Source organism: Corynebacterium mendelii, from assembly GCF_017307055.1.
Lineage (GTDB): Bacteria > Actinomycetota > Actinomycetes > Mycobacteriales > Mycobacteriaceae > Corynebacterium > Corynebacterium mendelii.
Window position 1 is genome coordinate 436,932 of the sequence record NZ_JAFLEQ010000003.1, and the last position, 12,601, is coordinate 449,532.

Annotated in this window: 9 protein-coding genes and 6 tRNA genes; 4 read left to right on the top strand and 11 right to left on the bottom strand. The window is 62.1% G+C overall.

Features of this window, described 5'->3' with window-relative positions:
* Positions 1-272 precede the first annotated feature (272 nt).
* Both JZY06_RS01710 and dxs read left to right on the top strand, forming a co-directional pair.
* On the top strand, positions 273-1,562 hold the full coding sequence (locus JZY06_RS01710) for a class I SAM-dependent RNA methyltransferase (RefSeq protein ID WP_207117980.1): 1,290 nt from the start codon (positions 273-275) through the stop codon (positions 1,560-1,562).
* A gap of 151 nt (positions 1,563-1,713) precedes the next feature.
* Complete coding sequence (gene dxs, locus JZY06_RS01715) at positions 1,714-3,675, top strand: 1-deoxy-D-xylulose-5-phosphate synthase (protein WP_207117982.1); 1,962 nt, start codon at positions 1,714-1,716, stop codon at positions 3,673-3,675.
* A 90-nt stretch (positions 3,676-3,765) separates the two neighbouring features.
* Here dxs and JZY06_RS01720 read toward each other — a convergent pair whose 3' ends face one another.
* Together JZY06_RS01720 and JZY06_RS01725 are read right to left on the bottom strand one after the other, a co-directional pair.
* Positions 3,766-4,980 carry an HRDC domain-containing protein gene (locus tag JZY06_RS01720; protein WP_207117983.1) on the bottom strand — a complete coding sequence of 405 codons (1,215 nt, stop codon included), beginning with the start codon at positions 4,978-4,980 and terminating at the stop codon, positions 3,766-3,768.
* Between the two features lie 186 nt (positions 4,981-5,166).
* On the bottom strand, positions 5,167-5,775 hold the full coding sequence (locus tag JZY06_RS01725) for a DUF3000 domain-containing protein (protein WP_242516533.1): 609 nt from the start codon (positions 5,773-5,775) through the stop codon (positions 5,167-5,169).
* A gap of 485 nt (positions 5,776-6,260) precedes the next feature.
* Between JZY06_RS01725 and hemQ the strand changes: the two genes are divergently transcribed.
* On the top strand, positions 6,261-7,019 hold the full coding sequence (gene hemQ, locus JZY06_RS01730) for a hydrogen peroxide-dependent heme synthase (RefSeq protein WP_207117987.1): 759 nt from the start codon (positions 6,261-6,263) through the stop codon (positions 7,017-7,019).
* A gap of 139 nt (positions 7,020-7,158) precedes the next feature.
* Here hemQ and msrB read toward each other — a convergent pair whose 3' ends face one another.
* Positions 7,159-7,587, bottom strand: a complete 429-nt coding sequence (gene msrB, locus JZY06_RS01735) for a peptide-methionine (R)-S-oxide reductase MsrB (RefSeq protein ID WP_207117989.1) — start codon at positions 7,585-7,587, stop codon at positions 7,159-7,161.
* Between the two features lie 219 nt (positions 7,588-7,806).
* Positions 7,807-8,841, bottom strand: a complete 1,035-nt coding sequence (locus tag JZY06_RS01740) for a DUF3320 domain-containing protein (RefSeq protein ID WP_207117991.1) — start codon at positions 8,839-8,841, stop codon at positions 7,807-7,809.
* A 653-nt stretch (positions 8,842-9,494) separates the two neighbouring features.
* Between JZY06_RS01740 and JZY06_RS01745 the strand changes: the two genes are divergently transcribed.
* Positions 9,495-10,217, top strand: coding sequence for a VIT1/CCC1 transporter family protein (locus JZY06_RS01745; RefSeq protein WP_377768896.1), 723 nt, complete (start codon positions 9,495-9,497; stop codon positions 10,215-10,217).
* Positions 10,218-10,250: 33 nt separating this feature from the next.
* Here the strand turns inward: JZY06_RS01745 and JZY06_RS01750 are convergent, their stop codons facing one another.
* The 7 genes from JZY06_RS01750 to JZY06_RS01780 form a co-directional block, all read right to left on the bottom strand.
* Positions 10,251-11,576, bottom strand: a complete 1,326-nt coding sequence (locus JZY06_RS01750; protein WP_242516431.1) for a glycosyltransferase family 87 protein — start codon at positions 11,574-11,576, stop codon at positions 10,251-10,253.
* 169 nt (positions 11,577-11,745) lie between these two features.
* Positions 11,746-11,821: transfer RNA gene (locus JZY06_RS01755), tRNA-Gly, on the bottom strand.
* A gap of 48 nt (positions 11,822-11,869) precedes the next feature.
* Positions 11,870-11,941 (bottom strand) — tRNA-Val (locus JZY06_RS01760).
* A gap of 20 nt (positions 11,942-11,961) precedes the next feature.
* Positions 11,962-12,037 (bottom strand) — tRNA-Gly (locus JZY06_RS01765).
* 39 nt (positions 12,038-12,076) lie between these two features.
* Positions 12,077-12,148, bottom strand: a tRNA-Val gene (locus tag JZY06_RS01770).
* 1 nt (position 12,149) lies between these two features.
* Positions 12,150-12,223: transfer RNA gene (locus JZY06_RS01775), tRNA-Cys, on the bottom strand.
* 28 nt (positions 12,224-12,251) lie between these two features.
* Positions 12,252-12,324: transfer RNA gene (locus JZY06_RS01780), tRNA-Gly, on the bottom strand.
* Between the last annotated feature and the right edge of the window lie 277 nt (positions 12,325-12,601).

Consider the following 12,601-nt stretch of genomic DNA (forward strand, 5'->3'; position numbering starts at 1 on the left):
CGGAGGCGGATCCGGCCCCCGCGGCGGGATCCCGCCCGGACCCGGCTTCCGACTAGCCCGGTCCACCGCCGCCCCCGGCCTGCCCGGGGCGGGCTTTTTCTCTTCCGCGCCGCCCAGGTGTCAACCTGGGCGGCGCGGCGTGTGATGGGGCGGCAGCCGCGCGGTGTCGGTCCGTGCCGATTCGCGTGCGGGAGCTTCGGCACCTACTGTTGGGTGTTTGACCGCCTGCTGCACACCGGCACCGATTGTTCACCATTCGACCAGGAGTCCCCATGACACAGCCCGATCCGACCAACCCGCGCCTTGCTGCAGGGGATACGGCAACAGTCACCATCACCCGTCCCTGCCACGGGGGCGGCGGTATCGGTGAACTTCCCGACGGCCGGGTCGTCATGGTTGCCGACGCACTTCCCGGCGACGTGGCCGAGGTGCGTGTGACCAGGTCGAAAAAAAGCTTCGCCCTGGCTGAGATCGTGTCGCTGACACCGTCTGATATCCGGGTGCCGCAGCGCTGCCCGGCCGCGGCCGCCGGTGCCGGCTGCTGCGATTTCGGCCATGTCGATCCGGACGCCGCGCCGGAGCTGAAAAAAGATGTGGTCACAGACCAGCTGCGGCGCATCGGCCGGCTCGATGTCGGGAAAACCCCGCCCGCCGGGGGCATTACCGTCGCCACCGCGAAGCCCTACCAGGGGTGGCGTACCCGGGTGCGTTTGGGCGTTGACGATGAGGGCCGGGCGGGGCTGCGGGCCGCGAAATCAAACCGGATCATCACCAGCCGGTGCGCGCAGACCGTGCCGGGGCTGACCGACGGCATCATCGGCGATGACGCGGCCCGGTTCACCCCGGGCATGGAAGTGGTGGCCGTCATCGATGGCCTGGGCAGACGCCATGTCGTCGAGGTTCCCCGGCCGGGCCGCGGAAAAAGGGCCACAGCCTCGAAGGCGACCGTAATCGAAGGCACCGGGGAGGTGACCGAAACACTCGGCGAATTGGCCTGGCGGTTGCCCGCCACCGCTTTCTGGCAGGCACATACCGCGGCCCCGGGCCTGCTGGCCGAAGCAATCAGCAGACTCACGGCCGAGGGTCTGCGGGTCGTTGATCCGACATTGACCGATGACCGGTCGGCCGGCTGGGATCTCTACGGCGGTGCGGGTGTGTTCGCCCCGGCGCTGGGGGAAGCCCTGGAAGAAGCCGTCGGCGAGGATGTGACCGTCTATTCGGTGGAAGCCTCGGCTGCGGCGGCCGCATCCGGGCGGCAGGCACTGGCGGACATACCCGTCACCTTCGTCACCGGCGATGTGGCAGCTGCCGTCGCACAGCTTCCCGCCCCGCTGGGTGTGGTCTGTGACCCGCCGCGCACCGGCGCCGGGGAAAAAGCCATTGCCGCTTGCGCCGCGGCCGCCCCGCCGGTGGTGGTGCATCTGGGCTGTGACGCGGCAACATTTGCCCGTGACACCGGCTCCTGGATGGCGCACGGCTATCGGCTGCACCGGCTGGAGATCATCGACACCTTCCCCGGAACCCACCATGTGGAAAGCATCGGCCTGTTCGTCCGCAACTGACCCACCGTCCCACCCCACAGCCGGAGGTATGGGTTACCTTGTTTTCCGGTGGGCGGCGCCGACCAGAGTAGGATTGGGCGGAAGCCCCACCCCGGCTTAACGACTTTCAAGACAAGTGACGAGAAACGACTGGAACTGGATCTTCTGACTGATGGGAATGATCGACCGCATATCCTCGCCCGCTGACGTGCAAGCACTCGATGAGCAGCAGCTTGAACTCTTGGGCGCCGAGATCCGCGACTTCCTTGTCGAAAAAGTGTGCGCCACCGGTGGACATCTGGGTCCCAACCTCGGGGTGGTGGAGCTGACACTGGCCATCCACCGGGTGTTCAACTCGCCGGAGGACCCGATTATTTTCGATACCTCCCACCAAAGCTACGTCCACAAAATCGTCACCGGCCGGGCGAATGGTTTCGATCAGCTGCGGCAAAAAGGCGGCCTGTCCGGCTACACCGACCGCGGGGAATCCGAACACGACTGGACCGAATCCTCCCACGCCTCGGCTGCCCTGTCGGTGGCCGACGGTTTGGCCAAAGCTTTCGCGCTGTCCGGCCGCAACGACCGCACCGTTGTCGCCGTTGTCGGCGACGGGGCGCTGACCGGGGGAATGTGCTGGGAAGCACTGAACAATATCGCCGCGAACAAAAACCGCAAGGTGGTCATTGTCGTCAACGACAACGGCCGCAGCTATTCGCCGACCATCGGCGGGCTGGCCGACAATCTGGCGCAGCTGAGAATGCAGCCGTTCTACGACAAGGTGATGGACACCGGTAAAACCACCCTCAATTCGATGGGCTGGTTCGGCAAACGCACCTTCGAGGGCCTGCGGGCGGTCAAAGAAGGCATCCGCCACACCGTCATTCCGGAGGAGATGTTCCCGGAACTGGGGATGAAATACGTCGGGCCGGTCGACGGGCACAATCTCAAAGACCTGCAGAGCGCTTTCCGCTACGCCAAGTCCTACCAGGGGCCGCTGATTGTTCACGTGGTCACCGAAAAAGGCCGCGGCTATGCGCCGGCGGAAAACAATCTTGCGGATCTGATGCATTCGACCGGCATCATTGATCCGGAGACCGGTAAACCGCGCACCGTCACCAAACCCGGGTGGACGTCTGTTTTCTCCAGGGAACTGATCAGGCTGGGTGAAAAACGCCGGGATATTGTGGCCATTACCGCCGCGATGGCCGGACCCACCGGCCTGGCGGAGTTCGCCGAGCACTATCCCGACCGGTGCTTCGACGTCGGTATCGCCGAACAGCACGCAATCACCTCGGCGGCTGGGCTGGCTCTCGGCGGAATGCATCCGGTGGTGGCCGTCTACTCGACGTTCCTCAACCGGGCTTTCGATCAGCTGCTGATGGATGTGGCGTTGCTGAAACTGCCGGTCACAGTGGTTTTGGACCGGGCGGGGGTCACCGGTTCCGACGGGCCCAGCCACAACGGGGTGTGGGATATGTCGATCTGCGGCATTATCCCGGGGCTGAGACTGGCGGCCCCCCGCTGCGCCGACACCCTGAAACAGGCCCTGGCCGAGGCCCTCGACATCAGCGACGGGCCGACCGTCATCCGCTTCCCCAAGGGAGCGCTGCCCCCGGCACTGGAATCAATGGGGCGCATGCCCGACGGGTGTGACATGGTCACCTACACCGCCGAGTGTCTGCTCAACGACGAGATCGCCGGGCGGGACAACCCGGGAACCAGCGACAGCATCGTCACCGTGCTGCTGGTGGCGGTGGGGGCGATGGTCCACCCGGCTGTCGCCGCCGCCAAGCAACTGGCCGCCCATGACATCAACGTCACCGTGGTTGACCCCCGCTGGCCGGTGCCGGTTCCGCCGACCGTGGTGAACTTCGCCGACACCCACGATCTGGTCGTCACCATTGAAGACGGGGTCATCCACGGTTCCGTCGGGTCGATGGTGCAGGAAGTGCTCAACGCCGCAGAGATCGACACTCCCGTCCGCCAGCTGGCGGTGCCGGAGAGATTCCTCGCCCACGCCTCCCGCCGGGAAATCATGGATGACATCGGTCTTTCCGCCGAGGGCATCGCTGCAGCGGTGCTTGGCTGGGTGGATGGTCTCACCGCCGGTGAGCCGGGCACAGCGGAGTCGTAGCCGACAGTGGCCGGGGCACACCGGTCAGCGACTTCCCCGGGGTGCGGGAACACGGCTTGGGAAACGGCTCCACCGGCCACCAGGGGCAGCTTAGCCCCGGTCGCCGAAGATAACCGCCGCCATCGTCGGGGCGGTCAACCCGATCTGCCAGGGGCGGGCTTCCAGCCGGGTCATCTCGTCAATGAGTTCACCGATGCAGACAATGGAGTGTTCCTCCACCGTAAGCCACACGAGTTCGCGCACGGTGGCCGGTTTGAGCAGATTTTCCAGTGGAACATCAACTTCATCGGCGATGTCCTGGAGGCTGTGGCGCACATCGGCCAGTACTGCTTCGGCTTCCGGGTAATTGGCCCACCCGGAACGGCCCGGCACCCGGTGGGGGCGCCTGACCGGACCCGGCCAGGTGGCCGGGTCGGTGTTGCGGGCTGCGGCGATGACCTGGAACCACTTGTGCCGCGCCCCCCGGTGCCTGCCCGGAAAACCCTTGACTTTGGCCAGTTCATCGGGACTGTCGGGAAGTGTGCGGGCGGCCGCCAGCATGGCCCGGTTGGACAGAACCCGGCCAACGGCCACATCCCTGCTGCGGGCGCTTTTCTCCCGCTCGGTCCACAGCGCCCGGAAAACACAGCGCTGCTCGTTGGATTTCAGGCCCAGCACCCCTTTGGAGTCCTGCCAGGTGTGCGCCATATCCGACAGCCCGTGGTCGTGGGTGCGCAGAATATAGTCGAATTCCTCCTCCGCCCAGTCGAGTTTCCCCTGCAGTGACAGGATCTCGGACATGGCTTCGGCAAGTTCGATGAGAAGTTCCACATCCAGGGCGGCGTAGGTCAGCCAGTCGGCGGGCAACGGTCTGGTGGACCAGTCCTCCCAACCGTGGTTTTTCGCCAGCTCGTAGCCGAGCACCTGCTCGACCATCGCGCCCAGATTGACTTTGCTGTATCCGGCCAGCCGGCCGGCCAGTTCGGTGTCGAACAGGCTTCCCGGGTACAGTCCCAGCTCCGCCAGGCACGGCAGGTCGGTGGTGGCCGCGTGGATGATCCAGTCCACACCGTTGATCGCCGGGGCCAGGTGGGCGGTGACCACTTCCCGCAGGCCTTCCGGGTCAATGAGCACCAGACCGGCACCGCGGCGTTTGAATTGCAGGACGAAAGCCCGGTCGTCGTAGCGGTACCCGCTGGCCCGTTCCGTGTCGACTGCGAGCGGGCCGATACCGCCGGCCAGAAGCTCCGCCGCCTGCCGGATTTCCCGGGCACTGTGTGCCAGTGGGGGAACCCCGTCGCGGGGTGCGGAAAGTGCGTGGGCCATGGATTCCAGTTTAATACCCGGGACTCGGGCCGCGCCGGCGAATCGGCCAACCCGCCTGCCGCGGGAGACGGTGGGTGAAACGGCGGTGACACGGACGGGACACAGAAAAATCCGCCGGCCCGGATGCGGCGGGCCGGCGGCGCGGTGATGGCCGGGGAACGCGGGAAACCAACCCGGTCGCTGCTGTCAGCGGGGGGTGATGGAGGCTGTTCCCTCTTCCGGAAGACCCGCCGCATGGGCCAGGACCTCGGCGAACGCCTCCACATGGTGGTTCAGATCCAGGCCGGTGGCAGTCCACGAGGCGCGCAGCTCCAACTGGTAGGCGCGCGGCGGGCCGCCGATCTCGCCGAATCTCATCGAGGAGGTGGCTGTGACCGTGCCACCCAGATTGGTGTAGCCGGCGCCGTTGGTGTCCAGTGCTTCTTTCAGCCAGTCCCAGGCGACCTCCGGCATGAGCTGATCCTGGGCCATGACATGGTCGACATCGGCCTGAATGTAGGCCACCATCCGCATCTGCCCGTCCCACGCTTCGTCGGCCGCGGGATCGTGCAGCAGAATCAATCTGCCGAAAGCATCGCCGTCGGAGTGCACCGGCAGCGACAGATCATCCGGCAGGGCAGGGGTGACTTCCAGGCCCACGGCATGCGAGTAGGGGGCCAGCCGCTGGGGAGGTCGGATGGTGCCGAGGGTGATCTGTTCGCGGAGGCACGCGGCGTGCATGGCTTCGACAGCCCGGTTGAACTGTTCCGGGGTAGTCTCGTCGCGGCAGTCAGCGGCACTGCCGGCTTCTCGCAGGAGGTTGTCAGAGTCGGTCACGGATTTGAACTTAACCTGTTTGCCCGTGTAAACGGGAAAGGCGCGCCGAAGCAACGCGAATCGCGGGCGGGATATCGGGACAAACAGCCGTCTACAACTTATGATGGATAACCAGACCGACTTACGACCGGTGCCGGTAGTTCCACCGCTGGCGTCAGGTGACAGCACAGTCGCCCGGGACTGGCGGAAAAACATAAAGCTCAGGCCGTATGTGAAGTTGGATCAGGGACGTTTTTGTTCCATCCCGCAGGGGTCCACCCCCGCGGGTGATGGGGCAGGCGGTAGTCTGTCCCCTGTTGCGGCTGATGTGCCGGAGTCCCGTTATCTGGTGACAGACAGCGGGCCGCCGGCGGGACACCCCACAGCCGCAGCTATTTTTGCGGCACCCGGTCACACACCGGTCGGCGGCCCCGGGCCGCTGTGCAGCGGAAAACACACCACGTCAAGAAAGGACGCAGCCACAAGTGGCCGACCAGAAAAACATCGAGGCGCTCAATCAGGTTCAGCGCTACACCCAGTGGATCAGTTTCACCGTCGACGACAAGGCGCTGCGCGACGGTGATGTCGACGCGGCCATGGCGGAAGCGAAGGAGTTCTTCTCCTCGTTTGCCACCATTGATCCGGAAGTCATCGACGACAGCACCGGTACCCCGCACCTTCCCCCGGAGACCGTGGTCCGTGGTGTCTACGACACCTCATCGATCCGGGAAGGCTCCGACTTCCTGATCTGGTGGCACGCCAAGGAACTGGAGAGCATCCAGGAATCCTTCCATGCTTTCAAACGCACCGCCCTGGGCCGTGCATCCACCGTCGCCTGGTCTGGCACCGGTGTCCACCACCCCAGCGAGTTCAACAAAGAACACCTGCCGACGTTCATCCGCGGGGAAGAAGGCGGCGACTGGATGACCGTCTACCCCTTCGTCCGCTCCTACGACTGGTACCTGCTTGACACCAACGACCGTCGCCGAATCCTTCTCGAGCACGGCCAGATGGGCCGCAAGTACCCGGATGTGAAAGCCAACACCGTCTACGCGTTTGCCCTCGGTGATTACGAGTGGATGCTGGCCTTCGAATGCGACGACATGTCCCGCATCATGGAGCTGATGCACTCCATGCGTTACACCGAAGCCCGCCTGCATGTCCGCAACGAGCTGCCCTTCCACTCCGGCAAACGCATCTGCCCGGCGGAACTGGTCGACAAGCTCAGCTGCCGCGGCAAATAAGCCCGTGCCCGCCGTCGCTGACGCGGTGGCGGGAGACGGCTGCGGATGAAAATCCCGAACAACCCGACCCTTGTCATCTGGTGGAATGCCGGATGACAAGGGTCGGTTTTTTGTGGCTGTTGACACCGGCCGGGCGGTATCAGGCGTCATCAGTTGTCGGATGAAGATCCAGACAAATCGAATTGATGCAGTAGCGCTGGTCGGTTGGCGTGTCGAAGCCTTCCCCGGAAAACACGTGCCCGAGGTGTGAATGACAGTTCGCGCAGATAACTTCGGTCCGGGTTCGGCCCAGGGAATGGTCGGGGCGCAACACAACGGCATCGCTGTCGGCCGGGGAGAAAAACGACGGCCAGCCGCAGCCGGAATGGAATTTGGTGTCCGAGCGGAACAGTTCGGCACCACAGGCCCGGCAGGAGTAGACGCCCTGGGTGTCTGTATCGGTGTATTCACCTGTTCCGGGCGCTTCGGTGCCGGCCTGCCGTAAGACACGGAATTCTTCAGCGCTGAGTCGTTCAGCCCACTGCTGATCGGTCAGTTGTGAAAAATCATCGGGAAGGGGATGGTTCATGGCGGCGGGGACCTTACCTTGTCTGGGACAGTGACGGGTAAAAAAACAGTGCGGGCGGAACCGGCAGGATCACCGGATTCCCACCAACACAGCCACTAACAGTTTAGAAACCGCTCCACAGGACAGGGACAACAAGCCCGGTACACAAAGAACAGGGGCACCGTCCCGCGGCCCGTCTCGTGGGCGGGTGGACCGGGCCGCGGGGGTGGGGCCTGCTGCTTAGCGGACCAGACCCATATCCGACTGGGTGCCCATAAGGCGGCGGGCCTGGATCAGCCGGTCCCTGTCGCCTCGCCGCAGGGTCTTGCGGTCAAACAGCCACGCCAGTTTGGCGATCCACTCCTGTTCGCTGGCATCGGGGTTGTTGGCCTGCACGTAGCGCCAGGCGTTGGCAAGTTCAACCGAGGAGACTTCCTTCAGCGGGCGGCTGCCGACCGTGGTGTTCGGGCGAAACACCCTCCAAATGGTCGGATCGATGTCGGCAGGCCACAGAAATCCTTCACCGTCCAGGGTGATGGTATCGAGGTTTTCCAGCTGGCGGCGCAGGGCAGCTGCCGAGGACCGGCTCAGGCGTTTGCGGCCGCACGCCTTTTTGATCAGCCTGCTGACGCGGTCAATGTGGACCGGACCTTCCACCCTGACAACCTGGATGGCTACCTCGGCGACAGCCTCCCGGCTGGCTTTGCTGCGCATGTTGTCCAGCATTGCCGGGGTTCCTATTTCCTTGACTGTCCAGGGAACGAACGCCCGGGCGCAGACGCCACCGGCACAGGGCTGTTCCACCTGGCCGGGGGCCGGCTCGTTGGTCCTGGCAATGGCATCGGCCTCGTAGACGTAGGTCTTCAGGGCGGCGACGCCCCGGTCGTCATTGAAGGCTTTCAGCAGCGCCGAGGCGGAGTGTGCAACGGTGACGCAGTCGTCGACCGTGAGTTCCTCGGTGTGTGCCCAGTTATTGCGGATATCCCGCAATCTGGCGGCGTAGGCGGGAACATTGACCATCTGGTCGTTGTCACGGAACGGCTGAATATTGCCGTAGTACATGTACAGGGCGAGCAGCTGGATCGACACGTCGGTCCTCTTGACCTCCTTGCTGGTTCTGGGGTGGTAGTGCTCCAGGAACGCGTCGAACCAGTCCTGGCCGGCGTATGTGGCAGCGAAGTATTCGCTCATGCGCTCGTCGAGCCGGGTGGCGAGAAAGCCCATCACCACTGTCACGAAGGAAGCGCATTTGGCGGCGTTGATGTTGGTGTGCATGTCAATCTCCTCGATTGTTTTTGTTGGGGTTGCAGACCGGAAGAAAGGGATTTGTCCCGGATTTTCCTGCCTTTGTTGGCTGGAATGATTTAAAGTTATCAATCCGCCCCCAGATGGACTTCGCTGTCACGGCTCGAAGGAATCGAACAGAAAATCTAATAAAATGGGCATTGTATGTTAAATGCGCTGTTAGCAGCGAATGATCGGGTGGGACTCCACGTGCCGTCCGGGGGTGAAACAAGCTGTTTTCAAAAGGCTTCACGGGTGTTTTTTACGGCCATTGGCCACCGGTGAAAACCGCCGAAAACAATGTCTTCGGTTCTTGCGTGTCAGTTTAATGAGATCGCTGACGATGAAACCCCAAGATGAAGCGGATGAAAAGAAGAGTGGTTTGGTTTTGATATGGCCTTGTCAATGAATTGCAATCTGCGGAAAAAAATATCAATCTGAAAAACAAATGGCTTGTTGAAAGTAGTTGAGGCTTACCGGAATAAGGGTGAGGAACCATATATTCGGTATGGCTTTGCACCCTTGAAAACAATTCCTTTTCTGTCTAGTTTTCGTGGGGAACGGCCCAGTGGCGGCCGCAGTATTCCACGTGGTGTGCGCCGGCAATCGTTACGGCACCAACCGCGCGGAAGGCAAAGGAGAATGTGTTGAACGACACCAAGGTTGCGGCCCATGTGCATGAGCCGCATGAGCAAAGTCACGCCGCCAAGCTGAACTGGTTGCGGGCAGGAGTGCTCGGCGCCAACGACGGCATTGTCTCGGTGGCGGCCCTGATGATGGGTGTCATCGGTGCCAGCCAGTCAGCATCGGTGATTGCCATGACCGGTTTTGCTTCCACTGTCGCCGGTGCGGTGTCCATGGCGCTGGGCGAGTACGTGTCAGTGTCCGCGCAGCGGGACACCGAAAAAGTAATGATCAAAAAAGAAAAGTGGGAATTGGCTGAACTGGTCCATGAAGAGCACGAGGAAATGGTCCAGATTCTTGTCGGATACGGCATTTCCGAACCCACCGCGCGAAAGGCCACCACTGAAATTGAGTCGGGTGATCCACTGCCGGCCCACCTTCAGCTTGAACTGGGAATTGCCCAGGATGACTTGACCAGCCCGTGGGCTGCCGCAGGCTCATCCGCCCTGGCATTTATTGTGGGCGCTATTTTGCCGATGTGTGCGGTGTTGCTGGCCCCGCCATCCGTGACCGCCCTCGCACTGGTGATTGTCACCTTGGGCACACTGGCCTTAACGGGTGCCATCTCGGCGAAAATCGCCGGAACCAGTATTCCTCTCGCCGTGCTGCGGCTGGTGGTCGGCGGTGGATTGGGCCTTGCCGTCACCTACGGGGTGGGCATGCTGGTCGGTGTGGCCGTGTGATGTTCCGGATCATCCGTGGGGTGGAGCCGCTAATCAGTTGCCGGCCGCTGGCGCGGCGTCATCGGTGACAGCAACTGGTTGGGGCGCGGTGCGGTTATTCGTGGTGTCCTGCTCTGACAGTGCCTGCCGCTGCTGGCGCATGAGCCGTCCGTCAGCCAGCCACCAACCGACAGCGGTACCGGCGACGGAAATAATGATCAGCCCCCAGCCTGCGCAGGCAAGAAAGTCGTTGACCCAACGGCCGGTGTGGAAAAGACCGTCTTTCCAGGAGTCCGGGGTCAAAACGCAGTAGACACCCACCCAGGACACCCACGATTTCATTGCCGACCGTTTGAGTACGACCGTGAAAAACAGCGGGATGAGCAGCATCGAGTAGTACATCTGGCCCAGTGACGACAGAAAGAACACGCCGGTGAGCAAAAGCCCGGCAGTGTGGGTGGCCCATGTCAGCGGGGCCGAGAACCTGTAGCGGGCCAGGAATACAACAGCTATCAGGCAGGCGGCGGCAAACAGGAAAAACCAGAACTTCTCCTGCCAGGTCGGCATCCCGAAATATGCGGCGATACCGGGAAGCGACGAGTTGGAATAGTCACGGGCAACACCCAGATACGGCATGAGTCTGGTGACGTAGTCCGGCGCATCGACCAGCAGGAACCAGCCAATGACATTGAGCACGGCCGGGACAACCAGCCCGAGGATTACAGGAACAAACCGCCCCCGGGCAAAGGGCAAAAACAACAGTGGCAAAAAGATCGGTTTGATCAATATCAGTACGCCGATCACCAGACCGGCAATCCAGTCCCTGTCGCGCAGCACAGCCCACAAGTAACAGACGAATCCGAGAAGCAGGATGCCGTTGATATTGGAAAACACCAGTGTGTTTCTGACTGCTTCGGAGAAAAACGCCAGGGTGATCACCGCCGGCAAAACCACGGATTTCAGGCTGTATCCGAAAAGACGGGTGGTGACAGCCATGGCCACAACAATGGCTGCCGCGTTGACTCCGATGAACAGCAGCCGGGCGATGGAAAAATTGTCCGTTATCCCCAATGGGGAGAGTAAAACTGTGGCGCCGGGGGAGTACAGGTAGTGCGGGTCGACGAAATAATAGGTTTCGTTGTAGACAGCTTCACCGGCCAGGAACCGGCGCAGCGCCGAGTAGACGGTCGTGAAGTCATCGGTGACTGAGCCGTTGACGGCAAGGATGAAAACCCGGTGCACCATGAGGATGATCGCGAGCGGCCAGAAAATGCAGCGCCCGGTTGCGTCGAAGGCGGTTGTTTTCAAGGGATCGCCCGGTTTGGGTTCAGCGAATCCCAGAGCAGGGGATGTCCACACTGTCGCCATTGTCCGTCTCATGTTGCTTGTCACCGTACAAACCCTACCGGCGCGCCCGGCCCGATATGGGGTGCCCCGCCCGATGGCAGTAAAGTTTCCGGCCCGATCCAACCGGTATGGCGCCATGGCAGCAACCGGTTATGGGCGGGCATGAAAAAACCGGACCGGGCTGTTGCCCGATCCGGTTTCGTGGAGCGGATGACGAGACTCGAACTCGCGACCCTAACCTTGGCAAGGTTATGCGCTACCAACTGCGCTACATCCGCACGGTGATTTAATTATAGGGAAGATGGCTTCAGTGGGCCAGTTCCCAGTGCGCGATACTGGGATCGAACCAGTGACCTCTTCCGTGTCAGGGAAGCGCTCTCCCGCTGAGCTAAACGCGCGGGAAACGGACTGATGTCCGTGGAGCGGATGACGAGACTCGAACTCGCGACCCTAACCTTGGCAAGGTTATGCGCTACCAACTGCGCTACATCCGCATGATTATTTAGTTGTGGGGATTTCTCTCTAAATCCCTGTGCGCGATACTGGGATCGAACCAGTGACCTCTTCCGTGTCAGGGAAGCGCTCTCCCGCTGAGCTAAACGCGCTTGGAGGTGGAAACGGGAATCGAACCCGTGTGCACGGTTTTGCAGACCGTTGCCTAACCACTCGGCCATTCCACCGTGGTATTCAGGTTTGAGACCATACCAGAGCGGATGACGAGACTCGAACTCGCGACCCTAACCTTGGCAAGGTTATGCGCTACCAACTGCGCTACATCCGCATATCGAACACCGGCCGTGAAGCAGAACTACACGGTGTGTAAGACGATGGATAACATTATATTGCCGGGGACTGTTTCGACAAATCCCCAGTTCGCCGTGGTGGTGTGGGTGCTCGCCGCCCGTGGAAACACCATCGGTGTTGGCTTTGTGCATGATCCCTCACCAAGCTGTGCGACTTACAGAACGTGCCGGATCAGCTGGCGGGGGAATTTTTCCGGCGACAGCTGGCGGAGAAGGGAAAACCCCGGGGTGCTGTTGACTGACGTTGGCGTTCTT

Excerpts from the sequence above, each read along its gene's own strand:
- JZY06_RS01710 (WP_207117980.1), top strand. The coding sequence starts at position 273 with ATGACACAGCCCGATCCGACCAACCCGCGCCTTGCTGCAGGGGATACG.
- dxs (WP_207117982.1), top strand. The coding sequence starts at position 1,714 with ATGGGAATGATCGACCGCATATCCTCGCCCGCTGACGTGCAAGCACTC.
- JZY06_RS01720 (WP_207117983.1), bottom strand. The coding sequence starts at position 4,980 with ATGGCCCACGCACTTTCCGCACCCCGCGACGGGGTTCCCCCACTGGCA.
- msrB (WP_207117989.1), bottom strand. The coding sequence starts at position 7,587 with ATGAACCATCCCCTTCCCGATGATTTTTCACAACTGACCGATCAGCAG.
- JZY06_RS01740 (WP_207117991.1), bottom strand. The coding sequence starts at position 8,841 with ATGCACACCAACATCAACGCCGCCAAATGCGCTTCCTTCGTGACAGTG.
- JZY06_RS01750 (WP_242516431.1), bottom strand. The coding sequence starts at position 11,576 with ATGAGACGGACAATGGCGACAGTGTGGACATCCCCTGCTCTGGGATTC.